The following is a 23,303-nucleotide window of genomic DNA, read 5'->3' as shown; positions in this document are numbered from 1 at the left end:
GGTGTCCGGCGCCGATTGCGGCGGGCTTCTAGCTGCGCCCGAGCACAAAGTCAATCGCTCCGTTAGCAAATAATAAACTTACGGAACAACGCAAGATTGCCGATGACCGGCCTAGAACCCCGCGACTTTCGCCATAGCACGCTTCTCTCTCCGCCTTTGGACGGAGGAGGGAATGTTCATCGCTTCACGGTATTTTGCAACCGTACGTCGAGCAAGCTCGACACCGTTCGCCTTCAGCGTATCGACGATATCGTCATCGGACAGCACCGAATCCGGACTTTCGCGAGTGATCAGGAGGCGGATCTTATGTCGCACCGCCTCGGCTGAGTGACTGTCGCCACCCTCGACGGCGCTGATCGACACCGTGAAGAAGTATTTAAGCTCAAACAGGCCGCGGGGTGTCAGCATGTATTTATTGGTGGTCACCCTGCTGACCGTCGATTCATGCATCTTGATTGCGTCCGCGACGGTTTTCAAATTGAGCGGCCGCAGGTGGTCGACGCCACCAACAAGGAAAGCGTCCTGCTGCCGGACGATCTCGGTTGCCACCTTCATCATCGTCTTGGCGCGTTGGTCGAGGCTACGGGTCAGCCAGTTTGCGTTCTGCAGGCATTCCGACAGGAACGCATGATCGCTGCCGGTCTTCGACACCGACGAAAAATACGACTGGTTTACAAGAACCCGCGGCAAGGTGTCCGGATTGAGTTCGACCAGCCAACTACCGTCGGAAGAAGCCCTGACGACGATATCGGGCGTGATCGCCTCGGATATGCCGGTTTCGAAATCGCTGCCGGGCTTGGGGTTCAGCTGGCGGATTTCGGTCATCATGTCGAGGAGGTCTTCCTCATCGACGCCGCAGAGCCGCTTGAGCATCGCGAAGTCGCGCCGGGCGAGCAATTCGAGATGCTGGATCAGCCGCTCCATGGCGGGGTCGAAACGATCTTTCTGCTTGAGTTGGATCGCAAGACACTCGGACAGTGAGCGGGCGAAGACGCCAGGCGGATCGAGCGTCTGCAGTGCACCGAGCACGCGCTCGACATCTGCAGGTGTCGTGCCCAGCCTGGCGGCGGTCTCGCCGATGTCAGCCTGAAGGTAGCCCGCGTCGTCGAGCTGGTCGACGAGAAGCTGGGCGATCAGCCTGTCGGGCTGTGAACGCAAAGTAAACGGAATCTGCTGGTTGAGATGGTCGCGCAGAGAAATCTGGCCGGCCACGAAATCGTCGAGATCGTAGCTTTCCGGCGCTTCTGCGCTGCCGGGCATGGATTTCCACTGGCTGACGAGTTCCGGGGCATCAAGGCGCTGCGGCGGCCCGTCGTCGGGATAGACATTGCTGAAATTAGCATCGAGCTCGGCATTCAGTCGATCGGCATGGCCGGTATTTTCGCTTTCATACCAGTCGCTACTAAGCTCTGCGCCGTTCCTGTCCGCCCCGTCGTCTCCATGGCCGCCGTCCTCACCGCCATAGGGCTCGCTGTCTTGCTCCCGACCGTTGCCGCTGCCCAATTCTCCGTCATTTGACGTAAATTCGAGCAGTGGATTTTTTTCCACTTCTTGAGCGATGAATTGGTTGAGTTCGAAATGCGTCATCTGCAGCAACTGAATGGATTGCATCAGCTGCGGAGTCATGACGAGGGATTGGCTTTGGCGCAGGAAAAGATTGGCGGATAGTGCCATGGTGGACGCGAAACTCCCCTACAATTCCTCCGGAAACCGCCTCTTGCCGTTGGGAAAGTGGCAAATTTCAAACTGGCCCGAAAATTGCTTTTTTATCGGGTTTGGTCAAGTGGAACTGTGAAGGTAGAGTGAATTTCTGATCTGATGGCAGCCTATCAGAGGCTGAAATTGTCGCCAAGATAGAGTCTGCGAACTTCGGGATTGTTGACGATGTCGTTTGCCCGTCCGTGCGTCAGAACCTCGCCGGCATGAATGATGTACGCGCGGTCGATGAGACCCAGCGTCTCGCGTACATTGTGATCGGTGATCAGCACGCCGATGCCGCGTGCGGTCAGGTGATGAACGAGATTCTGGATGTCGGCGACCGAGATCGGATCTACACCGGCAAAGGGCTCGTCGAGCAGCATGAAGGTCGGGTCCGTCGCCAGCGCACGGGCGATTTCCAGCCTTCGGCGCTCGCCACCGGAAAGCGCCACGGCCGGCACCGTGCGCAAATTGCGGATATGAAATTCCTCGAGCAGTTCATCGAGCTTTTTCTCGCGCTGCACCTTGTCCCTGACATGGACTTCCAGCACGGCGCGGATGTTTTGCTCGACCGTCAGGCCGCGAAAGATCGACGCTTCCTGCGGCAGGTAGCCGACACCGAGACGGGAGCGGCGATACATCGGCATCGTCGTCACGTCGTTGCCGTCGATTTCGATCGTTCCCTCATCGACCGGAACGAGCCCGGTGATCATGTAGAAACAGGTGGTTTTGCCCGCGCCGTTCGGTCCGAGAAGGCCAACGGCCTCGCCGCGCCTGACCACCAGCGACACACCGTTGACGACGCGCCGCGTCCGATAGGTCTTCGTCAGACCGCGCGCGATGAGGGTTCCCTGATAACGGGCCTTGTCCGTGGCCGGCGCTTCGGGCGCCGCCACTGATGGCTCGGACTTGCCGAACATGCTGGATAACGATGTTATTTTCACGAGGTGTCCGGCAATCAGTTCGTTTTTTGCGGGGTCGGTTTCGACTTCGGATCCAGCTGGATCTGCACTCGACCGCCGCAGCTGTCCAACTGCGCCTCGCCGGTTTGCATGTGCACCGTCAGCTGGCAGCCCGTGAATACGTTCGGCCCGTCGGTCAGCACCACCTTGTCACCCTTGAGGATTGCCAACTGGCCTGCCATATCGAAAGAGCCGTTGTCAGCCGTCGCCGTCTGCGTACCGGAGACGATGTAGACCTTGTCGGATACCAGGATATGGTCGATGTCGGCATCGCCTGACACGACGGAATCGCTCGTGGCGGGTTTCTTGGCATCCGTCTTCTTGGTATCGGTCGAAGCGGTCGCCGCCGGCTTCGCGGCGGAATCCGTCTTTGCGTTGGCGGCGTCATCTGGCTGCGGCTTCTTCTTGTAGAAGACAATCATCTTACCAGCCTGCATCGTGGTCGTACCCTGAACCACATTGACCTTGCCGGTGAATACAGCGGTGCTGTCCTGATCGTGGATTTCAAGCTTGTCGCTTTCGATCTGGATCGGCTGGTCTTTGGAAAGCTGCAGGCCCGGCATCTGCTTGGTGGTCGACGTCTGCGCCTCGGCGCCTGCGGCAACGATCAGTGAAAATACAGCAACCGCTCCGGCCAGAGCGGCTTTGCGAACGACAGTGCTGGAAAATAGGATACGACGATTGTTTGTCATGGGCCGTCCGGCTGTTAGGTGCCTGAATTGTGGATGGTGGCGGGGTCGATATGCATGCGAACCTGCCCGTCGAATTCGATAACGGTTCCCTTATCCGTCATCTTGAGCGACTGTGCAACAACGGACGCGTTGCCTTTTTGGATCGCAACGGGCTGGTCGGTTATAAGGCTGCCGGCCTTGACATCAAGGTCGGCTGCCTTGAATTCGGCCCGAACCCCGTTGTCCATGGTGACAGTGAAGGGCTCGGTCAGCTTGAGGGTGTCGGCGGCGCGGTTGAAATCGGCGCTCAGCGCGATGACGTGGGCGATCACTCCGTCGTTGACGGGCATTGCCGCCTTGATGTTCTTCAGCGTGATCATGTTGGGATCCTTGAGATCCTGCAGCGCCTTTTCGGCGATCATGGAATAGTTGATTCCGTCCGCATTGCGCCCGGCGATAGCGGGTTTCTCCATGACGACCTTGCCATCCTCGATCTTTGCGCCTTCAATCTTGATGTTTTCGGGCAGATAGGCACGCACGACGGAGACCGCGATAAAGATCATCGAAATGACGAGCGCCGCGATCGGAAGCAGGAATTTCAGCTTTTTCACGCGCGCAGAATGAAACAGTGCGTCCTTGTACGCATTCATCTCACGCGCAGTGTTTCTCGCCTGCTCCGAAGTCTCAAGAGTGTTGAGCATGCAATGGGTCCGTCTGTCTCGGTCCTGAAGGATGCTCTGCCCAATAAACGAGCAAGCTTACCTGACCATTTCGCATTATTGCATAGGGTTGCCAATATGGATTTTTTTCTGCAACAAACAATATAGCCATAACGTCCAAATCATGACGATTTCAGGCGACCCGAACCTGCCCTATTCGAAAGGGCGCTGGATTGGAAGCGTGAATGTCACACCACTGGCATGGAAGGAAATAGGGTCTCATGGACAGTTCTGCAATCGCGGATCGCAGGCAATTGCGCCGCAGGGTTGGCTTCTGGCGCATTGTCGCCGTTATCCTGTTGATTGCACTTGGTTTTGCCCTGTACCGTTTTGTCGGTGGCGATTTTTCCGGCACGAGCGGCCCGCAAATCGCCCGCGTCAGCATCACGGGCCTCATTCAGGACGATCAAGAATTGCTGGAACGGTTGAAGAAGATCAAGGACGACAAGCAGGTCAAAGCCCTGATCGTCTCGATCTCATCCCCCGGCGGTACGACCTATGGCGGGGAGCGCATCTTCAAGGCGATCCGCGACGTGGCGTCGAAGAAGCCGGTCGTCTCCGATATCCGCACGGTCGCAGCCTCCGCCGGTTATATGATTGCCACGGCCGGCGACGACATCATCGCCGGCGAAACGTCGATCACCGGGTCGATCGGCGTCATCTTCCAGTATCCGCAGACGAAGGACCTGCTCGACAAGATCGGCATTTCCATGGATGAAATAAAGTCGGCGCCCATGAAGGCCGAGCCATCACCCTTCCATCCGCCGCCCGAAGAGGCGAAAACCATGATCCGCAGCATGGTCATGGACAGCTATGCCTGGTTCGTCGATTTGGTTGCCGATCGCCGCAAGCTGCCGCGCGATCAGGTGCTGAAGCTCGCCGACGGCAGTATCTTCACCGGCCGCCAGGCGCTTCAGAACAAGCTCGTGGATAGCCTCGGCGGAGAGGACGACATCAGGTCCTATCTCGAAACTCGCAAGGTCAAGAAAGACCTGCCGATCGTCGATTGGGAGGCTCCGAGCAGGACTTCGCCATTCTTCTTTTCGGGCGCTGCTTCCCAGTTGATAAATGTCCTCGGTTATGGTGATTTCATGAAGGGAACGGACCTCCAGAAACTGCTAACCGAGAAGTTGTTTCTTGACGGCCTGCTTTCTCTTTGGCAGGGTGTCGCGCGTTGATAAATCAATGATTTAGGGGGCCACAGTGATCAAATCGGAATTGGTACAGATTGTTGCGGCGCGAAATCCGCATCTTTACCACCGCGACGTCGAAAATATTGTCAACGCGGTCCTCGACGAGATCACCGATGCCCTGGCCGCCGGCAACCGGGTGGAGCTACGTGGGTTCGGCGCTTTCTCGGTGAAAAACCGGCCGTCGCGCTCCGGCCGCAACCCTCGCACGGGCGATACCGTCTTCGTCGAAGAGAAGTGGGTTCCCTTTTTCAAGACCGGCAAGGAACTGCGCGAACGCCTTAATCCCGATGGCGCAGACGTGGACGACAACTAGGCGCTGCTTCGGCGATCGCCTGCCTTCGAGGCGCGGCGACACTTGAACTCCGGCCCATCTCGCTTATTCTCCGCAACCTAGATCGAACGCCGTCAATCCAGCGGCGGAACCCGGTCCTCTTCCAGAGGTCGCGTGTGGTATGCTAGGCATCCCATCGCTTGATCCGGGAGATTCTCCGGGTGAGGTGATGCCGCAAAGTAGGAGAACGACGAAATGGCAAGGAAGATCACGAACCTTTTGGTGCTGCTCCCGCTCGGTATCGTCCTGATCATCTTCTGCGTCGCCAACCGCCAGGTCGTATCGCTTGCCTTCAATCCCTTTCGGCCCGAAGACCAGGTGCTTGCGGTCAATGCGCCCCTCTTCGTATTCCTGTTTCTCGCCCTGATCGTCGGTATGGTCGTAGGCTCGGCGGCGACATGGTTTACCCAGGGCAGGCATCGCAGGCGCGCCCGCAACGAAGCCCGGGAGGCGGTCCGCTGGCAGGCCGAAGCCGACCGCCACCGCAGCCGTGCCGAACAGATCGCATCGCACCTTCCGTCGAAGTGACGGCTATCGGATGCGGCCCGCTGTTGTGACCAGTTCCATATCCTTGTAGTCGCCCTCGGGCGATGCCCCGAAGCCGCTGACTTCGAAGCCCATTGCCTCGTAGTAGGCCAGGGCCCGCTTGTTTTTCACGAGGCATTTCAGCCGGTAGCGCCGCCGCGGCCAATTCGGCAGAGCGTTCAGAAGCGCTGTGCCTGCGCCCTGTCCCTGGAATTCCGGCCTGATGTAAAGCATGTGGATGAAATTTTCCGGCTCCCAAAGTGCGAGGAACCCGGCGATGCCGCAATCTTCGTTGTGGCAGACGAATAGAGTTTCGTCCTTGGTATGTGTCGAGAAATCCTCGCGATGGAATCGCCCGGGGTCCACCCAGGTGAACGTCGTCCGGCGCACCGTGAGGTAAATGTCGGCAAGCGTCGGCATCTCTTCCGCCCGCGCCCGCCTTATTGTCCAAAGTCCAATCGACAAGCTCATGAATCGAGATTTAGCGAAGGCGTATGCGATTTCAACTCAGGCATCTGCTTTGGCGCTCACCACCGCGTTGAAGTCGGAAAAGAACTGTTGTGCGAGCTTCTTGGCGCTCGATGCGACCAGCCGCGAGCCGAGCTGGGCAATCCGGCCGCCGATTTCGCCTCTGGCTTCATATTGCAGAATGGTCTCGGCGCCATCCGGTTTGAGGACCACGTCCGCACCGCCCTTGGCAAAACCGGCGATTCCGCCCTTGCCCTCGCCGAATATGGTGTAGCTCTCGGGGCCATTGACGTTGGACAGTGTCACTTCGCCGTTGAACGAGGCTGAAAGTGGACCAATCCTGATCTTGAGCACCGCCACGAATTGGGTTGGCGAAATGCGTTCGAAACTCTCGCACCGGGGAATGCACTGCTTGATGACCTCGGGATCGTTGAGGGCTGCCCAAACCACATCCCTCGGCGCGGTGATCCGCTCCTCCCCGGTCATGTCCACTGGCAATCCTTTCGTGACAATATTTATGGTCGATAATCGCAGATTGGAAAGCGCTTTGCCAAGCGCCGCCCAGATGCTATTTGCTCGCTTACGTCAATATAGAGACAAGCATGGTGAAACACAGGGAAAGCCGGCCAGGGCAGAGGTCTTCGGCCGGGCCGGGAAGAACGAATGACAGGCGCGCCGACGCTGGCTACAAGCCTGGAAAGCCGCCGGCAAAGCCGTCCCGCGACCAAGGGCCTGCCCGTGACGCCGGGAAACGCAGCGAGCGAGCTGTCGAGCAGCGCGATCCCGTAGGCGCCGCCAGCGCGCCCGAACGCCCGCTGATCGCCCGCATCGGCGATCGTCCGCCCGAACGCGTGCCTGTCATCCTCGAATCGCTCGGCGCAGGCGACTTCCACCTGATCGACACCGGCAACGGCCTGAAGCTCGAACAATACGGTCCCTATCGTATCGTGCGGCCTGAGGGGCAGGCCCTCTGGCAGCCAACGCTGCCCGCGCACATCTGGGACAATGCCGACGCGATATTCACCGGCGATACCGAGGAAGACGGCATGGGCCGCTGGCGTTTTCCGCGGCAGGTTCTCGGTGAGACATGGCCGTTGCAGCTGCTCGGCGTCGATTTTCTTGGCCGCTTCACCTCGTTCCGCCACGTCGGCGTCTTCCCGGAGCAGATCGTCCACTGGGAGTGGATGAAGCAGCAGATCGAAGCGTCGAGCCGACCGCTGAAGGTACTCAATCTGTTCGGCTACACTGGCGTTGCGTCCCTCGTTGCCGCCGCCGCCGGCGCGGAGGTCACTCATGTCGACGCGTCGAAGAAAGCTATCGGTTGGGGCCGTGAGAACCAGGCACTGGGTCGGATGGAAGATTTGCCCATCCGCTGGATCTGCGAGGATGCCATGAAGTTCATCCTGCGCGAGGAGCGGCGCGGAAATACCTATGACATCATCCTGACCGACCCACCGAAATTCGGCCGCGGTCCGAACGGCGAGGTGTGGCATCTTTTCGAACATCTGCCGATGATGCTGGATATCTGCCGCGCGATATCGTCGCCGCAGGCGCTCGGCCTGGTGCTGACCGCCTATTCGATCCGCGCCAGCTTCTATTCGATCCACGAGTTGATGCGCGAGACCATGCGCGGCAGCGGCGGCGCGGTCGAATCCGGCGAGCTCGTCATTCGCGAGGCGGGGCTCGACGGCAAGACGTCGGGCAGGGCGCTCTCCACATCCCTCTTCAGCCGCTGGGTGCCGAAATGAACAATGACCACCGCGAAGGCGGCCCCCGCAAGGTCGGGCAGGTGAAGGAAATCACCTCTCTTGCCAACCCGATCATCAAGGATATCAAGGCGCTGACGCAGAAGAAGTCGCGCGAGGAAACCGGCACGTTCATTGCGGAAGGGCTGAAGCTCGTCATCGATGCGCTCGAGCTCGGCTGGACCATCCGCACGCTGGTCTATGCCAAGACTGCCAAGAGCAAGCCGCTGGTCGAGCAGATGGCCGCAAGGACTGTCGCCTCAGGCGGTCTTGTGCTCGAGGTCAATGAAAAGGTGCTGGTCTCGATAACCCGCCGCGACAATCCTCAGATGGTCGTCGGCGTCTTCGACCAGCGCTGGAAGCCTCTCAAGGACATCCGCCCCAGGGACGGAGAGACCTGGGTTGCGCTGGACCGCGTCCGCGATCCGGGCAATCTCGGAACCATCATCCGGACCTGCGACGCGGCGGGCGCATCGGGCGTGATCCTCGTCGGCGACGCAACGGATCCGTTCTCGATTGAAACCGTGCGGGCGACAATGGGGTCCGTCTTCGCCGTGCCGGTCGCAAAGGCCACGCAGGAAGAGTTTCTTGCCTGGAAAAAGACCGTCGGCGTTTCGGTCGTCGCCACGCACCTTGCCGGCGCCGTCGACTATCGGACGATCGATTACAAGAGGAAGCCTGTCGTTCTGCTGATGGGCAACGAGCAGTCCGGCTTGCCGGACGCTCTGGCAACCCAGGCAGATGCGCTTGCGCGCATACCGCAGGCAGGTCGCGCCGACAGCCTCAATCTGGCAGTCGCCACCGCCGTGATGCTCTTCGAAGCCCGTCGCCACGTTCTGACGCTAAGCGAGACCCGATGACTGTTTCCATGCCTTCAAAGCCAGCACTCTTTTCCAGGCCGCTGCCGATCCTGATCTTTATCGCTCTCGCGGTGATCCTCGACCAGATCGTCAAGACCGCGGTCGATCGCTTTCTGCCATTGCAGGAAGCCGTGCCGGTCGTCCCGATGCTCGCGCTCTACCGCACGTACAATGTTGGCGTCGCCTTCTCCATGCTGTCAGGCATGGATGGCTGGCTGATCGTTGGTATGCGCCTTGTCATCGTCGTCTTCGTATTGTGGCTGTGGCGTCGATCGGAAGAGGATCGCTGGCTTGCCCATCTCGGCTTCGCGCTGATTATTGCTGGGGCACTCGGCAATCTGGTCGATAGGTTTCTCTACGGTCACGTGATCGACTACATCCTGTTTCATACCGAGACATGGTCTTTTGCCGTGTTCAACCTTGCTGACAGCTTCATTACCGTTGGCGCGGCGGCAGTTATTCTGGACGAATTGCTCCTGCCAAAAAAGGCAAAAGCCTAAAATCTTATGATTCTCCGTTAGGCATTTGGAACGATGATCGTGTTAGCAAATGCACATGAGCACTCTGTCGCACCTGCAGGAACGGCTTTCGTCCGCCATCTCAAATGGCGCGCTCAAACCTCATGCGACGACAACTGAAACGAAGCCGACCACGCGCGCCCCCGAAAGGCCGCAGGCGCAAAGTGATCAAACGTTTTCCGCAACACCCCAGCCGCTGCGGTTTTCAGAGCGTCTTCATCGCAAGTGGCTCGGTGGCGGTGGTTTCATTGTCGGCGTGGTGATGTTCGCCGTCGGCTATGCCGGAGGTCCCCTCGCACTCGCTGCCCTGCTTGGCTTCGTCGCCTTGGCGATCGCTGTTGTCGAGCTTGCCCGCAAGTGGCGTCCGACCTTCGTGAGGGTGCCTGCGCTCGAGGCGACCGGCAATGAGCACCTGCACGACAGGCAATGGGAGCGTGACGAGAACGCCAGCCTGCTTGCGACCGTGCACGACGCGCTTGGCGACATCGCAGTGACACGCGGCCTCAACCGACGGATTGTTCGCGCCAATGCCACCTTCAGGAAACTGACGGGAAAGATGCGTCCGGAAGGCATGACCTGCGAAGAAATCGGTCTTGCATTCCGGCCAGGCATGGAGCCGAATTGCTACGACGTCGAGCTGTCGACGCCTGAGGGCCAGCGCATCTTCGTCTGGCACGATGTGACCAGCCGCGACCCGACTTCCGGGAAGCTGATGATGCAAAGCATAGCGCGCGAGGTCACCGCCGAACGGATTGCCGCCCGAATCCGCGAGGAAGCGAGGATGAAGGCCGAATACAGCAGCGCCGCCAAGTCGCGCCTGCTTGCCACCGTCAGCCACGAAATCCGCACGCCGCTGTCGGGCATCCTCGGGATGAGCCATCTGTTGACGCAGACGCGCATGACGCTCGAGCAGGCCAACTACCTGACCGGCATTCGCCAGTCTGGCAATGCGCTGGTCCAGCTTGTCGAGGATCTACTGGATTTCTCCACGATGGAGGTCGGCCGCTTCGAGCTTCACCCACGCTCGGAATCCCTCCGCCGATTGCTTGAGAGTGTCGTGGAGATGCTCGCTCATCGCGCCCACGAAAAGGGTATCGAGATCGGCGCGACCGTTTCTGCCGAGGTCCCCGAGCCGATGGATTTCGATCCGGCCCGATTGCGCCAGGTGCTCTTCAATATCATTGGCAATGCCGTGAAGTTTACGCAGACTGGCGGCGTCTTCATTCGCGCAGGCATCGAAGGCGGCGACCTCGTTATCACGGTGAGGGACAGCGGTCCCGGCATGACCGAGGAAGAGCAGGCGCGAATCTTCGGGGAATTCGAGCAGGCCGGCAGCGTCATTGAAAAGAGCGAAGGTACCGGTCTTGGCCTTGCGATCTCCGCCCGCATCATGCAGCAATTCGGCGGTTCGATGAGCGTGGCGAGCACGCTTGGCACTGGCAGCGAGTTTACCATCCGCTTCCCCGTCCATATCTCGGAAGGCAACGGCGAGCAGAATGCGCGCGGCAGTATGCTGAAAGATACGCGTGTGCTGCTGCTTGCGCCCCCAGGCGCTGCCAGCACTGCCATATCGGATACGATCCGCACACTTGGCGGCACTTGCAGCCTGCTTGAGCCCGGCGACGGCGGCAGTTTCGCGCCCGAGTTGCTGGACGGCGGCGACAAGCCGACCGACGTCATCGTCGATCACCGCATGGCGCCGCAATACATCCGCGAATTCGCTGATCGGCTGGAAAAGGTTGCCCCAGGTCTGCGCAAGATCTTTCTCGTCAATCCGGAAGAACGCAGCGCCCGCCCGCTGGATATCTTCGATGCCTGGCTTATCCGTCCGCTGCGCGAGCAATCCTTGATCGATGTGTTGCGTGGCCGAATGCGCGGCATGGAAAAGCGCGAGGCAATCAACGAGACCCCACCCGGCTTCGACTTATCAGCGCTGCCGACGGTCGCGGCTGTTACCGGGCTCCAGGTGCTTCTTGCGGAAGATGATCCGGTCAATGCCATGCTCGTGCGTGCCACGCTGACGAAGGCCGGTCATCACGTTCACACGGTCGCGGATTTCGAAAGCGTGCTCGACCGCGCCTGGGCAACCGGCGAAAGTCGACCCGACATCATCGTGACCGACCTTTCGATGCCGGGCGGCGATGGACTGGATATGCTGGCCCGGCTTCGAACGCATGAGCGCGCCATCGGCTCGCCTCCCGTTCCGGTAATCGTGCTGACGGCGGACGGACGCGAAGAAATCCGCCGCAACGCCATTTTAAATGGGGCCAATCTGGTGATGGCAAAACCGGCCGATCCGCAGCGTCTGATCAACGAGGTCCAGACCCTGGCGGCCCTGACATTCAAGCGCATCGGCCACTATTGAAGCTGCACTCAATTGACTGAATCGACGCTTTCTTTGTCACATAAAGCAGGCACGGTTCTTGCGTTTGGCGGTGCAGCATGTCACTTTCTTGTCGTATAGATTTGCTTAATGGCGTTAGTTCAACCCGTAGAGGGGAGTCGCCATGTCCATCGAAATGTTAAATCGCGAAGCTCAGGGCGAGACCGTTCAGACATCTAATAAATCGAGCGTGCCGGTGACCGGCGACGTCTTTGGCCGTATCGGCAATCTTGAAACTCGCCTCGCTAGAACCGAGCGCGAGATCGATGCCGCACAGGCTGTGCGTTATCGTGTGTTCGTCGAGGAAATGAAGGCCCAATTGCCGCCGGACGCCATGCGCCGCCAGCGCGACGTCGATAGCTATGATGCGATCTGCGACCATTTGCTGGTGCTCGATCGCTCGATCGAAGGCGATACCGAGGAGCAGATTGTCGGGACCTACCGCCTTCTTCGGCAGGAAGTCGCGATGGCTAACGGCGGGTTCTATTCGGCCTCCGAATTTGCCACCGACGCGCTTCTGGCGCGCCATCCCGACAAGCGTTTCATGGAGCTCGGCCGCTCGTGCGTGCTGCCCGCCTACCGCACCAAGCGCACCGTTGAACTGCTCTGGCAGGGAAACTGGGCCTACGCGCTGAAGCACGGAATGGGCGCCATGTTCGGCTGCGCCTCCTTCTCCGGCGTCCTTCCGGAGCAGCATGCGCTGGCGCTATCGTTCCTCTACCACAACGTCCGCGCCAAGGATGAATGGGCTGTTGAAGCCCTGCCGTCGCTGGCGCGCACGATGGACCTGATGCCAACCGAAGCCATCAATGCGCGCAAGGCGCTGATGACGCTGCCGCCGCTGATCAAGGGGTATCTTCGCCTTGGCGCGATGGTAAGCGGCAGCGCCGTGGTGGATCATGCCTTCAACACGACCGATGTGCTGATCGTGTTGCCGATCGCCAGCATCTCCGACCGCTACGTAAACTATTACGGAGCCGATGCGGGCCGCTTCGCAAGTTAAGTGAGATGGCGTCCCACCTTCGCTGAAGGCGGACGCCAAACCTCTTGTGGGCGACACGCTCCGTGTTTCGGATTGCTGTTGTCTTCAATGGGCGGTCACGGATAGGGTGACATCTCATTTTGGGAAAAACAGCACCTCCGTGAACGAACGAATTGTCACCAGCATCGATGCTTTCTCGGCAGCCGAGCTAGCTTCCGACGAAAGCCGCGCGTCGGCGACGCCGATGATGGAGCAGTATATCGAGATCAAGGCGAACAATCCCGGTTCGCTGCTGTTCTACCGCATGGGAGATTTCTACGAGCTGTTCTTCGAGGATGCCGTCGATGCCTCCCGCGCACTCGGGATCACGCTGACCAAGCGCGGCCAGCACATGGGCCAGGATATCCGAATGTGCGGCGTGCCGGTCCACGCGGCCGACGATTATCTTCAGAAGCTGATCTCGCTAGGCTTCCGCGTCGCCGTCTGCGAGCAGATCGAGGATCCGGCCGAGGCCAGGAAGCGCGGGTCGAAATCCGTCGTCAAGCGCGATGTCGTCCGCCTTGTCACCCCAGGCACGATTACCGAGGAAAAGCTCCTTTCGCCCTCGGAATCCAATTATCTGATGGCTCTGACGCGTATCCGCGGCACCTCGGAGCCGCAGCTGGCGCTTGCCTGGATAGATATCTCGACGGGCGTCTTCCGACTGGCCGAAACGGAAACGTCGCGGCTGCTCGCCGATATCCTCAGGATCGATCCGAGCGAACTGATCGTCCCCGACACGATGTTCTACGATCCGGACTTGAAGCCGGTTTTCGACGTGCTGGGCCGCACCGCCGTCCCGCAGCCGGCCGTGCTCTTCGACAGCGCCAGCGCCGAGGGCCGCATCACCCGCTACTTCGGCGTCGCGACGCTCGATGGCTTCGGCACCTTTTCGCGAGCAGAGCTTGCTGCGGCGGCGGCAGCCGTCGCCTATGTCGAGAAGACGCAGTTTGCCGAGCGCCCGCCGCTGGGCCTGCCCGAGCGGGAAAGTGGTGCCTCGACCCTGTTCATCGATCCCGCGACACGCGGCAATCTCGAACTCGCCCGCACGCTGTCCGGTGATCGCAACGGCTCGCTGCTGAAGGCGATCGATCGCACCGTGACCGGCGGCGGCGCGCGCTTGCTTGCCGAGCGCCTGATGTCGCCGCTGACCGACCCTGACCGCATCAACCAGCGGCTGGATTCGATCGGCTTCCTCCTGGAGGAGCCTTCGCTTTGCGGCGACCTGCGCGATGCGCTGAAGCATGTCTCCGATATGCCGCGCGCATTGTCCCGGCTTGCGCTCGATCGTGGTGGGCCGCGCGACCTCTGGGCGATACGCCAAGGGCTCGCCGCTGCTTGTTCGGTTGCGGATTTCCTCTCACGCGCCTTGCTGCCGACAGAGTTGGTCGATGCGCTTTCGGGGCTTGCCGCTCTGCCAGCCGAACTCGAAAGCATGCTCGGCGCCATGCTCGCCGACGAATTGCCGCTGCTGAAGCGGGACGGCGGCTTCCTGCGACAGGGCGCAAATGCCGAACTCGATGAGGTCCGGGCGCTGCGCGATCAGTCCAGGCGGGTGATCGCCGGCCTCCAGCTTCAATATGCCGACGAGACCGGCATCAAGTCGCTGAAGATCAAGCACAACAATGTGCTCGGTTATTTCATCGAAGTGACGGCCGGAAATGCCGGTCCGATGACCGACACGGCGGAGGCAAAGGCCCGCTTCATCCATCGCCAGACCATGGCCAACGCCATGCGTTTTACCACGACCGAGCTTGCCGACCTCGAAAGCCGCATCGCCAACGCCGCCGACCAGGCGCTGACAATCGAGCTCGAGGCCTTCGATCGGATGGTTAGGGCCGTCGTCGGCGAGGCAGAAGCCATCAAGGCTGGAGCGCGGGCGCTGGCCGTCATCGACGTCGCGTCCTCGCTGGCGCTACTGGCCGAGGAACAGGCCTATTGCCGGCCGACAGTCGATGACAGCAAGATGTTCGCGATCGGTGGCGGTCGCCATCCCGTGGTCGAGCAGGCGCTGCGCCGGCAGGCGTCCGGGCCTTTCGTCGCCAACAATTGTGACTTGTCTCCGCACGAGGACGGCAAGGACGGTGCCATCTGGCTCCTGACCGGGCCGAACATGGGCGGCAAATCGACGTTTCTCCGCCAGAACGCGCTGATCGCCATCATGGCGCAGATGGGCTCGTTCGTGCCGGCGTCATCCGCCCACATCGGCATTGTCGACCGGCTGTTTTCAAGGGTCGGCGCCTCGGACGACCTGGCACGCGGTCGTTCGACCTTCATGGTTGAAATGGTCGAAACAGCCGCCATCCTCAATCAGGCGAGCGAGCGGTCGCTGGTCATCCTCGACGAAATCGGTCGGGGCACTGCCACCTTCGACGGCCTGTCGATCGCCTGGGCGTCCGTCGAGCACCTCCACGAGGTCAATCGCTGCCGCGGGCTCTTCGCCACCCATTTCCACGAGCTGACCGTGCTATCAGAAAAGCTGAGACGCCTTTCGAATGCCACGATGCGGGTGAAGGAATGGGACGGTGAGGTCATCTTCCTGCACGAAGTCGGCCCCGGTGCTGCGGACAGGTCATACGGCATCCAGGTGGCGCGGCTCGCAGGTCTCCCGGCTTCGGTCGTCTCCCGTGCTCGCGATGTGCTGACGCGGCTGGAAGATGCGGACAGGAAGAACCCGGCGAGCCAGCTGATCGACGATCTGCCGCTCTTCCAGGTAGCGGTCCGGCGCGAGGAGGCAACTCGCTCGCGCGGAGCCTCGAAGGTAGAGGAGGCGCTGAAGGCGCTGGACCTCGACGACATGACACCGCGCACCGCACTCGATGCGCTGTACGATCTGAAGAAAAAGCTCAATCAGGCCGGTTAATCCAGGCGTCGCAGGACTTCGACGATGCATATCGAAAATCTTCTCATGGAGGTGCGCAACCTCTCCGACCGCTTCTCGCCGATCGAAGCCTTGCACAAGGCTGCCGAAGGTAGCGAGGTGGTCGAATGGAACAGCGCCCGCGGACTTCTTGATATCGTTATTGCCTGCGGCAAGATTTCCGACATCAGCACCAAGATATCGAAGGCTGGTTATTGGGAATGCGACCGCGAACTGCTGATGAAGATCGGCGCCCAGTCGCGACAGATCCTATATCACATAAATGACATGAAACTTTCGGATGTCACTGCCTGACATCCTTCTGCCGATAGCGATACGGCAGGCACGCCGGCAATTGCCAAAATCGCGGCCGTTGGCCTTGGGCATCGGGGCATCGCCTTCGTCAAATTTAAAGGGTCTGGTTCATATTATGCCTGTGTCAATTGCAGGGCAAAAGGGCTATAGCGCATGCAGACGAAACTACAGGTGCGCCAGCAAGCGGCCACAGGCAACGATCAGGACCTAAGTCGGCCCCGCATGGCGACGAACGATACCGATTTCTCCGACATCCTCGATGTCGCCGCGCTCAGGGCGGAATGCGAAGCGCTCGTCGAGCACTACGGTGCCAGGAAGGACGAGTTGCGCAACGCGTTGCTGGCTGTCTTGAAGAAGGCAAGCCAGGATGGTCGCGAAAAGGCCAAGGCACTGCTCTTCGAGGACGGAAGTGGCCTTCGATGCGCCTATAGGATTTCCTGGCTGCAGGACCAGCTGATCACCGTTCTCTACGACTTCGCCGTCCAGCACATTTTTCCAAGGCAGAAAGACAAGTTCGCGATCACCGCGGTCGGCGGCTATGGCCGTGATACGCTGGCGCCCGGTTCGGATATCGACCTGCTCTTCCTCTTCCTGCCGAAGCCCGAGGACGACACCCACAAGGCTGTCGAATTCGTCCTCTATGTCCTCTGGGACATGGGCTTCAAGGTCGGCCACGCCACCCGCACCGTCGAGGAATGCATCCGCCTGTCGAAGTCGGACATGACCATCCGGACGGCCATTCTCGAGATGCGCTACATCTGCGGCCTGGAGCGGCTGGCCCATGAGCTGGAAACGCGTTTCGACAAGGAAGTCGTCACCAACACCGGCCCTGAATTCATCGCCGCGAAACTTGCCGAGCGCGACGAGCGCCATCGCAAGGCCGGCGATACGCGCTATCTCGTCGAGCCCAACGTCAAGGAGGGCAAGGGCGGCCTGCGCGACATGCACACGTTGTTCTGGATCTCGAAATATTACTACCACGTGCGCGACCCGGCCGAGCTGGTGAAGCTCGGCGTGCTCTCCCGCCACGAATACCGCCTGTTCATGAAGGCCGAGGACTTCCTGTGGGCGGTGCGCTGCCACATGCATTTCCTGACCAACAAGGCCGAGGAGCGGCTGTCCTTCGACATCCAGCGCGAGATTGCCGAAGCGCTCGGCTACAACGCCCGTCCAGGCCTGTCGGCCGTCGAACGCTTCATGAAGCACTATTTCCTCGTCGCCAAGGACGTCGGTGACCTGACGCGCATCCTCTGCGCAGCGCTCGAGGATCAACAGGCGAAGGCGACGCCGGGTCTGACCGGCGTTATCAGTCGCTTTGCCCATCGCTCGCGGAAGATCGCCGGCTCGATCGAATTCGTCGAGGATCGCGGCCGCATCGCGCTCGCTAATCCCGATGTCTTCAAGCGCGATCCCGTCAGCCTTATCCGTCTGTTCCACGTCGCCGACATCAACGGCCTGGAATTTCACCCCGACGCGCTAAAACGGGTGACGCGGTCGCTGTCGCTGATCGACAATGACCTGCGCGAAAACGAAGAGGCGAACCGGCTCTTCCTAGCGATCCTGACTTCCAGGCGCGATCCTGCCCTGATCCTGCGCCGCATGAACGAGGCAGGCGTCCTTGGCCGCTTCATTCCGGAATTCGGCAAGATCGTCTCGATGATGCAGTTCAGCATGTATCACCACTATACGGTCGACGAGCATCTGATTCGCGCCGTCGACGTGCTTTCGGAAATCGACAAGGGCAATGCCAACGACACGCATCCGCTCGTCAACCAGCTGATGCCGGGTGTCGAGGACAGGGACGCACTCTATGTCGCCGTTCTGCTGCACGACGTCGCCAAGGGCCGTCAGGAAGACCACTCGATAGCCGGCGCCAAGGTGGCGCGAAAGCTCGGGCCGCGCTTCGGCCTTTCGCCGAAGCAGACCGAAATTGTCGTCTGGCTGATCGAGGAACATCTGACGATGTCGATGGTCGCCCAGACGCGCGACCTGACCGACCGCAAGACGATCACCGATTTCGCCGACCGCGTGCAGTCGCTGGACCGGCTGAAGATGCTGCTGATCCTGACGGTCTGCGATATCCGCGCCGTCGGTCCCGGCGTCTGGAACGGCTGGAAAGGCCAGCTTCTCCGCACGCTCTATTACGAGACCGAACTGTTGCTGGCAGGCGGCTTCTCCGAGGTCTCGCGCAAGGAGAGGGCGAAATCGGCGGCCGATGCGCTGTTCAACGCACTTTCCGACTGGAGCCAGAAGGACCGCAAGACCTACAGCAAGCTTCATTACCAGCCGTATCTCCTGTCAGTGCCGCTCGAAGACCAGATCCGCCATACCCAGTTCATCCGCCAGACCGACAAGGCCGGGCAGGCATTGTCGACGATGGTGCGGACCGACAGCTTCCACGCCATCACCGAGATTACCGTGCTGTCGCCCGACCATCCGCGCCTGTTGACCGTGATCGCCGGCGCCTGTGCCGCAGCCGGCGCCAATATCGCCGACGCGCAGATTTTCACGACATCGGACGGCCGGGCGCTCGACACCATCCACATCAACCGCGAGTTCGCCGATGACGCCGACGAGCTGCGCCGCGCCGCCACGATCGGCAAGATGATCGAGGATGTGCTCTCCGGTCGCAAGCGCCTGCCGGAAGTGATCGCGACGCGGACGAAGAACCGCCGTAAGAACAAGGCCTTCGTCATCCCGCCGTCGGTGACGATGTCGAACACGCTGTCGAACAAGTTCACCGTCATCGAGGTCGAATGCCTCGACCGCACAGGCCTGCTGTCCGAGATCACGGCGGTCTTGTCCGATCTGTCGCTCGATATCCAGTCGGCGCGCATCACCACCTTCGGCGAGAAGGTTATTGACACATTCTACGTCACCGACCTCGTCGGGCAGAAGATCACCAACGACAACAAGCGGGGCAATATCATCGCGCGGCTGAAGGCGGTGATGTCAGGGGAGGAGGACGAACTGCGCCAGCGCATGCCGTCCGGCATCATCGCGCCTTCCAATACCCGTTTGTTGAACGCTGACAAGAAAGCCGGTTCCGCCGCATGAGCCTCGTCAAGAAATTCGCCACGGTCGGCGGAGCTACGCTCGGCAGCCGCATCTTCGGGTTCGCTCGCGAAACGCTGATGGCTGCAGCCCTCGGTACAGGCCCCATGGCCGACGTCTTCTATGCCGCGTTCCGTTTTCCAAATCTCTTCCGTCGCCTATTTGCCGAAGGCGCGTTCAACGCCGCCTTCGTACCGTTGTTTGCCAAGGAGATCGAGGCAAACGGTATCGAGGGCGCGAAGCGTTTTTCCGAAGAGGTCTTCGGCGTCCTGTTCTCCGTGCTCTTCCTCATCACCGTCATCATGGAATTGGCGATGCCACTCCTGGTCAGGTGGATCATCGCGCCGGGATTTGCCGACGATCCCGAGAAGTTCGACCTCACGGTCCGGTTGGCGATCGTGATGTTTCCCTATCTCATGTCGATGTCGCTGACAGCGATGATGAGCGGCATGCTGAATTCGCTGCATCACTTCTTTGCCGCCGCCGTCGCACCGATTTTCCTCAATATCGTGATGATCGGTGCGCTGTTCTACGCGATCTACTACGGTTCCGATCCTCTCGCGACCGCCTGGTATTTGTCCTGGTCTGTGCTGGTCGCAGGCGTACTCCAGCTGGCCGTTGTCTATATCGGCGTACGCCATGCCGGCATCAATATCGGCCTGCGCTTTCCGCGTTTCACGCCGAACGTCAAGCGGCTCCTGGTCCTTGCCGTTCCCGCTGCAATAACGGGCGGTGTCACCCAGATCAATCTGGTGATCGGTCAGGCCATCGCCTCGAGCAAGGAGGGCGCGATCGCCGCGCTGCAATATGCCGACCGCATCTACCAATTGCCGCTCGGCGTCGTCGGCGTCGCGGTCGGGGTCGTGCTTCTGCCGGAACTTGCCCGGGCGTTGAAGTCCGGCCATGCGCGTGAAGCCGGCAATATCCAGAACCGGTCGATCGAATTCGTGCTGTTCCTGACGCTTCCCGCGGCCGTCGCCCTGTGGCTTCTGTCCGACGACATCATCCGCGTGCTTTACGAGCGCGGTGCCTTCACCGCCAGCAATACCGCGCTCGTCGGTTCGATCCTCGCCATTTTCGGCCTGGGCCTGCCGGGCTTCGTTTTGATCAAGGCGCTGCAGCCCGGTTTCTATGCCCGGGAGGATACCAAGTCGCCGATGCGCTTCACCGGCATAGCCGTCTTCGTCAATTCGGCGCTTTCCATCCTGCTCTTTCCCCTGCTTGCCGAGCGCGGCATCGCTTTGGCCGAGGCGGTCGCGGGATGGATCAACACGGTGCTGCTTCTGGTCACGCTGCTGCGCCGCGGGCACCTGACTTGGGAATGGGCGCTCGCCCGCCGCACCGGGCTGTTGCTGGTTTCCTCTGCTACCATGGGCGGAATGATCGTCTACCTGTTGCATCGCTGGGAGCCGCTGCTTGCCACCGGTTCGTCATTGCTGACGAAGACCGCCACCTTGTCTCTATTGATACTGATCTCGATGGTCGTCTATTTCCTCGTCGCCTTCCTGATCGGCGGCGTTGATCTGGGCATGATCCGCCGCAATCTCAAACGAAAGCCACCGGCGTCGAAGCCTGTCAGCGGACCGGCCGGACCAGATCTCTGAAGCGATAGCGAAGTAAACCCGTCAACAATGAATCCAGCGTCGGCTCGGGCCGATGTCGACGTGTATAATGCCGTTGCAATAGGTGCCGATGCCGCCGATTCCCGGCGCGCGTTGTGCCGCGCTGACGACCGCCCTTTCGGAGACGCCCGGCACTCTGATATCGGCTGCCATGCATCTGCGATGCAGTGAGCCCGAGCGGCTGGCGTGCGGCCGGAAGCCGGATGTCACCATCGGATCGTGCCGCGTCTGGCTGGCGATATAAGACAGGATGGCTTGGAGCTTTGCCGGGAAACAGCCGGTACTGACCTTGGTGGTCTGCATCGAATAGGGCCCCGACGGACTATGTCTTGCCAAGCCGAAATGGGGCCGCTTGTTCATCTGTGTCTGCCCTGTGGCGGCGGACGAGAGGGTGAAAAGGCCGGCGAGTGCGATCGAGTAAGCATTGTGCATTGCGTCCTCCTTGATATGGCCGATCCGAAAAGGCCGGGCCGGCGCCATTTTTTCGCAGAGGGAATCAAATTCTAAAAAAAGGCAAATTTATGTAAAATTATACTAAAATGTGATTAATTCTCCTCATCATATTTTGGTAAAATCAATTAAATTGCGAACAAAAGAAAATTCACAGGCAATTCGCGGTGAGATTGGACGACACGATGACCCAGCAATCCGTTTTCCTCGTCACGCTCGTCGTCGACAGTTACGACCGCGCCAAATCCTTTTATTGTGGCACGCTCGGATTCGACTGCTTGCGCGACGAGGTCCAGCCGGGAGGGAAGCGCTGGGTGGTGGTGAAGGCCGGAGGCGGAGAGGGCGCCGCCTTGCTGCTTGCCGAGGCATTCGGGGAACAGCAGAAAGCCGCGATCGGCAACCAGACCGGCGGACGCGTCGGCTTCTTCCTGAAGACCGACGACTTCGCCCGCGATCATGCCGCGATGCTGGCGAAGGGTGTCCGCTTTCTCGAAGAGCCACGCCGCGAGGTCTACGGCACTGTCGCAGTTTTCGCCGATCCCTATGGCAACAAATGGGACCTGATCCAGCATTCTTGAGCGGCTTCGTCGGGCCGGCCACTTGATTGAGCCGCCTCCTGCGTGCATAAGCCCGCCGAACGACCAAGGAAGGGCTGAGGCCTGACCCGGGGCCCTCCACCAGCCTTTTGAGGACGAAATGACTGAATTCAACAAACTCGTATTTTCCGGCGTCCAACCGACCGGGAACCTGCACCTCGGCAATTATCTCGGTGCCATCCGCAAGTTCGTGGCACTGCAGGAAAACAACGACTGCATCTATTGCGTCGTCGACCTGCATTCGTTGACTGCGCAGCTCGTGCATGAAGACCTGCCCGGCCAGATCCGCTCGATAGCCGCAGCCTTCATCGCCTCCGGAATCGATCCCAAGAAGCACATCGTCTTCAACCAGTCCGCCGTTCCGCAGCATGCTGAGCTTGCCTGGATCTTCAACTGCGTCGCCCGTATCGGCTGGATGCAGCGCATGACCCAGTTCAAGGACAAGGCGGGCAAGGATCGCGAAAACGCTTCCCTCGGCCTGCTCGCCTATCCGAGCCTGATGGCTGCCGACATCCTCGTCTATCGCGGTACGCATGTGCCGGTCGGCGACGATCAGAAGCAGCATCTGGAGCTTGCGCGCGACATCGCCCAGAAGTTCAACATCGACTACATGGAGCACATTCGTCGCACCGGCTACGGTATCGATACGGTGGTTGGCGAAGAGCCTATCCATGCGTTCTTCCCGCTGGTCGAAGCGCTGATCGACGGCCCCGCGCCGCGCGTGATGTCGCTGAAGGACGGTACCAAGAAGATGTCGAAGTCCGACCCGTCCGATCTCTCCCGCATCAACCTGATGGACGATGAAGAGGCGATCTCGAAGAAGATTCGCAAGGCGAAGACCGATCCGGATGGCTTGCCGAGCGAAGTCGCCGGCCTCGCCGGACGCCCGGAAGCCGACAACCTCGTCGGCATCTATGCGGCTTTGGCCGATAAATCGAAAGCCGAGGTTTTGAGCGAGTTCGGCGGCCAGCAGTTCTCGGTCTTCAAACCGGCGCTTGTCGATCTGGCCGTCAGCGTCTTGTCGCCGATCACAGGCGAAATGCGCCGGCTGATGGACGACACCAGCCATATCGACGCGATCCTGCGCGACGGCGGCGAGCGGGCGAGAGCGCGCGCGGAAGTCACCATGAGACAGGTCCGCGACATCATCGGCTTCGTCTACTAGAGCAATAAATGCCCCTCTTCTCCCCAGCGGGGAGAAGATGTCCGACAAGGACAGATGAGGGGGAGGAGCGCAGCGACACCTTGCGAATAGCCGGGATAGAACGTGTCGGGCCACCCCCTCATCCGACCCTTCGGGCCACCTTCTCCC

General features: G+C 60.3%; 21 protein-coding genes. 14 read left to right on the top strand and 7 right to left on the bottom strand.

Annotated elements, in window-relative coordinates:
• Nucleotides 1-111: 111 nt before the first annotated feature.
• The 4 genes from rpoN to lptC all read right to left on the bottom strand — a co-directional run bounded on the left by rpoN (nt 112) and on the right by lptC (nt 4,032).
• Nucleotides 112-1,674: an RNA polymerase factor sigma-54 gene (gene rpoN, locus CPY51_RS19045; RefSeq protein ID WP_111161794.1), complete on the bottom strand. Its 1,563-nt coding sequence runs from the start codon at nt 1,672-1,674 to the stop codon at nt 112-114.
• A gap of 155 nt (nt 1,675-1,829) precedes the next feature.
• Nucleotides 1,830-2,618 carry an LPS export ABC transporter ATP-binding protein gene (gene lptB, locus CPY51_RS19040; RefSeq protein ID WP_111161793.1) on the bottom strand — a complete coding sequence of 263 codons (789 nt, stop codon included), beginning with the start codon at nt 2,616-2,618 and terminating at the stop codon, nt 1,830-1,832.
• Nucleotides 2,619-2,656: 38 nt separating this feature from the next.
• Entirely contained in the window at nt 2,657-3,352 is a 696-nt protein-coding gene (locus CPY51_RS19035) for an LptA/OstA family protein (RefSeq protein ID WP_111161792.1), read from the bottom strand.
• Between the two features lie 14 nt (nt 3,353-3,366).
• A complete protein-coding gene (lptC, locus tag CPY51_RS19030) occupies nt 3,367-4,032 on the bottom strand; it encodes an LPS export ABC transporter periplasmic protein LptC (protein WP_111161791.1) in 666 nt (221 codons plus the stop codon).
• A 239-nt stretch (nt 4,033-4,271) separates the two neighbouring features.
• On the opposite strand from lptC, the gene sppA reads away from it, so the two are divergent.
• From sppA to CPY51_RS19015, 3 genes are all read left to right on the top strand, one after another.
• A complete protein-coding gene (gene sppA, locus CPY51_RS19025) occupies nt 4,272-5,228 on the top strand; it encodes a signal peptide peptidase SppA (protein ID WP_111161790.1) in 957 nt (318 codons plus the stop codon).
• Nucleotides 5,229-5,253: 25 nt separating this feature from the next.
• On the top strand, nt 5,254-5,556 hold the full coding sequence (locus CPY51_RS19020; RefSeq protein WP_111161789.1) for an integration host factor subunit beta: 303 nt from the start codon (nt 5,254-5,256) through the stop codon (nt 5,554-5,556).
• A gap of 213 nt (nt 5,557-5,769) precedes the next feature.
• Nucleotides 5,770-6,102, top strand: a complete 333-nt coding sequence (locus CPY51_RS19015) for a lipopolysaccharide assembly protein LapA domain-containing protein (RefSeq protein ID WP_111161788.1) — start codon at nt 5,770-5,772, stop codon at nt 6,100-6,102.
• Nucleotides 6,103-6,105: 3 nt separating this feature from the next.
• Here the strand turns inward: CPY51_RS19015 and CPY51_RS19010 are convergent, their stop codons facing one another.
• Complete coding sequence (locus tag CPY51_RS19010; RefSeq protein ID WP_244598720.1) at nt 6,106-6,519, bottom strand: GNAT family N-acetyltransferase; 414 nt, start codon at nt 6,517-6,519, stop codon at nt 6,106-6,108.
• Between the two features lie 87 nt (nt 6,520-6,606).
• Entirely contained in the window at nt 6,607-7,059 is a 453-nt protein-coding gene (locus CPY51_RS19005) for an SRPBCC family protein (protein WP_111161786.1), read from the bottom strand.
• A 110-nt stretch (nt 7,060-7,169) separates the two neighbouring features.
• On the opposite strand from CPY51_RS19005, the gene CPY51_RS19000 reads away from it, so the two are divergent.
• The 9 genes from CPY51_RS19000 (at nt 7,170) to murJ (ending at nt 20,927) form a co-directional block, all read left to right on the top strand.
• Nucleotides 7,170-8,315: a class I SAM-dependent methyltransferase gene (locus tag CPY51_RS19000; protein WP_111161947.1), complete on the top strand. Its 1,146-nt coding sequence runs from the start codon at nt 7,170-7,172 to the stop codon at nt 8,313-8,315.
• Nucleotides 8,312-9,172, top strand: a complete 861-nt coding sequence (locus tag CPY51_RS18995) for a TrmH family RNA methyltransferase (RefSeq protein WP_111161785.1) — start codon at nt 8,312-8,314, stop codon at nt 9,170-9,172. The genes CPY51_RS19000 and CPY51_RS18995 overlap by 4 nt, the downstream gene beginning before the upstream one ends.
• Entirely contained in the window at nt 9,169-9,672 is a 504-nt protein-coding gene (gene lspA, locus CPY51_RS18990; protein WP_111161784.1) for a signal peptidase II, read from the top strand. Before CPY51_RS18995 ends, lspA begins: the two co-directional genes overlap by 4 nt.
• A 55-nt stretch (nt 9,673-9,727) precedes the next feature.
• Nucleotides 9,728-12,055, top strand: coding sequence for a hybrid sensor histidine kinase/response regulator (locus CPY51_RS18985; RefSeq protein ID WP_111161783.1), 2,328 nt, complete (start codon nt 9,728-9,730; stop codon nt 12,053-12,055).
• 142 nt (nt 12,056-12,197) lie between these two features.
• Nucleotides 12,198-13,076, top strand: coding sequence for a l-ornithine N(alpha)-acyltransferase (gene olsB, locus CPY51_RS18980; RefSeq protein ID WP_111161782.1), 879 nt, complete (start codon nt 12,198-12,200; stop codon nt 13,074-13,076).
• A gap of 139 nt (nt 13,077-13,215) precedes the next feature.
• On the top strand, nt 13,216-15,957 hold the full coding sequence (gene mutS, locus CPY51_RS18975; protein WP_111161781.1) for a DNA mismatch repair protein MutS: 2,742 nt from the start codon (nt 13,216-13,218) through the stop codon (nt 15,955-15,957).
• Nucleotides 15,958-15,981: 24 nt separating this feature from the next.
• Complete coding sequence (locus CPY51_RS18970) at nt 15,982-16,269, top strand: hypothetical protein (RefSeq protein WP_111161780.1); 288 nt, start codon at nt 15,982-15,984, stop codon at nt 16,267-16,269.
• Nucleotides 16,270-16,422: 153 nt separating this feature from the next.
• Nucleotides 16,423-19,326, top strand: a complete 2,904-nt coding sequence (locus tag CPY51_RS18965; RefSeq protein ID WP_111161779.1) for a [protein-PII] uridylyltransferase — start codon at nt 16,423-16,425, stop codon at nt 19,324-19,326.
• Complete coding sequence (gene murJ / locus CPY51_RS18960; RefSeq protein ID WP_111161778.1) at nt 19,323-20,927, top strand: murein biosynthesis integral membrane protein MurJ; 1,605 nt, start codon at nt 19,323-19,325, stop codon at nt 20,925-20,927. The genes CPY51_RS18965 and murJ overlap by 4 nt, the downstream gene beginning before the upstream one ends.
• A gap of 21 nt (nt 20,928-20,948) precedes the next feature.
• Here murJ and CPY51_RS18955 read toward each other — a convergent pair whose 3' ends face one another.
• On the bottom strand, nt 20,949-21,377 hold the full coding sequence (locus tag CPY51_RS18955; RefSeq protein ID WP_111161946.1) for a YcbK family protein: 429 nt from the start codon (nt 21,375-21,377) through the stop codon (nt 20,949-20,951).
• Between the two features lie 203 nt (nt 21,378-21,580).
• Between CPY51_RS18955 and CPY51_RS18950 the strand changes: the two genes are divergently transcribed.
• Together CPY51_RS18950 and trpS are read left to right on the top strand one after the other, a co-directional pair.
• Complete coding sequence (locus tag CPY51_RS18950; protein WP_111161777.1) at nt 21,581-21,973, top strand: VOC family protein; 393 nt, start codon at nt 21,581-21,583, stop codon at nt 21,971-21,973.
• A gap of 118 nt (nt 21,974-22,091) precedes the next feature.
• The gene (trpS, locus tag CPY51_RS18945) at nt 22,092-23,156 is read left to right on the top strand and encodes a tryptophan--tRNA ligase (RefSeq protein WP_111161776.1); all 1,065 of its coding nucleotides are present in this window, start codon (nt 22,092-22,094) and stop codon (nt 23,154-23,156) included.
• Nucleotides 23,157-23,303 lie beyond the last annotated feature (147 nt).

Origin of the sequence: Arminella tubonensis (genome assembly GCF_003240585.1) — a bacterium.
GTDB classification, from domain to species: Bacteria; Pseudomonadota; Alphaproteobacteria; order Rhizobiales; family Rhizobiaceae; genus Rhizobium; species Rhizobium tubonense.
This window is presented reverse-complemented; position numbering and strand designations above follow the sequence as displayed.